The sequence below is a fragment of the Rhodanobacter sp. FW104-R8 genome (assembly GCF_001617365.1).
In the GTDB taxonomy this organism is placed as follows: Bacteria; Pseudomonadota; Gammaproteobacteria; order Xanthomonadales; family Rhodanobacteraceae; genus Rhodanobacter.
This window is the reverse complement of record NZ_LVJR01000034.1, coordinates 1-653: the sequence shown is the minus strand read 5'-3', so window position 1 is coordinate 653 and position 653 is coordinate 1. Positions and strand designations below refer to the sequence as shown.

The following is a 653-nucleotide window of genomic DNA, read 5'->3' as shown; positions in this document are numbered from 1 at the left end:
GAGTGACGTGATGCAACGGCTGTCATTTTGGCCGTCTATCCATCCGTGGAAAGGGGTTTTTCTACAGCCTCAACGTTCAAATTGAGGGGCAGGCCGCTTCTGGCCTGTCCCGCTCGAATGTAGGGTTGGGCCTCGGTTGATCACGAAGGGTCTCGACGAAACCAAGATTGATGATTGGGCAACATAAAGCAAAGTAACCCAAGAAAAAAGTAATCAAGCATCTGATTGACAGACGACCATTCTTGCAGAATGTAGTGACCAACGAGAAGGCTCAGCATGAATGCAAACCAGCCATACACGGCAAGCTGTTTATGCCGATTGCTAAAAAGTGCAAAGCCAAGCCCGATTTCAATAAACGGTATGATTTGCAGATAAGCGTTTATGAGAAATGCGGGTATTTGAATTCGTAAATCTCCCTGAAACAACTTGGAGTAGTACGCTAAGAAACCGCCGTGGCTGAAAAACTTGCTCGTTCCTGCGGTAAGAAGAATTGTCACCATAACAACTCGAACGATCCGTTCAGCATCTTTAAGGGTAATTCTTTCAATCATCTTCGATCTCCTGTGAGTAAGAGGCCCAACGCTAAAGTTGACTGGCTGCGGCGCGCAGCGCTTGATTGCCGCGACATCCTATACCCGCAGTCCGGTCGAACG

Annotated in this window: 1 protein-coding gene; it reads right to left on the bottom strand. The window is 47.9% G+C overall.

What is annotated here, in order from left to right; translation table 11 throughout:
• Positions 1–140 precede the first annotated feature (140 nt).
• A complete protein-coding gene (locus RHOFW104R8_RS17385; RefSeq protein WP_153021706.1) occupies positions 141–551 on the bottom strand; it encodes a hypothetical protein in 411 nt (136 codons plus the stop codon).
• Positions 552–653: the final 102 nt, after the last annotated feature.

Excerpts from the sequence above, each read along its gene's own strand:
- RHOFW104R8_RS17385 (WP_153021706.1), bottom strand. The coding sequence starts at position 551 with ATGATTGAAAGAATTACCCTTAAAGATGCTGAACGGATCGTTCGAGTT.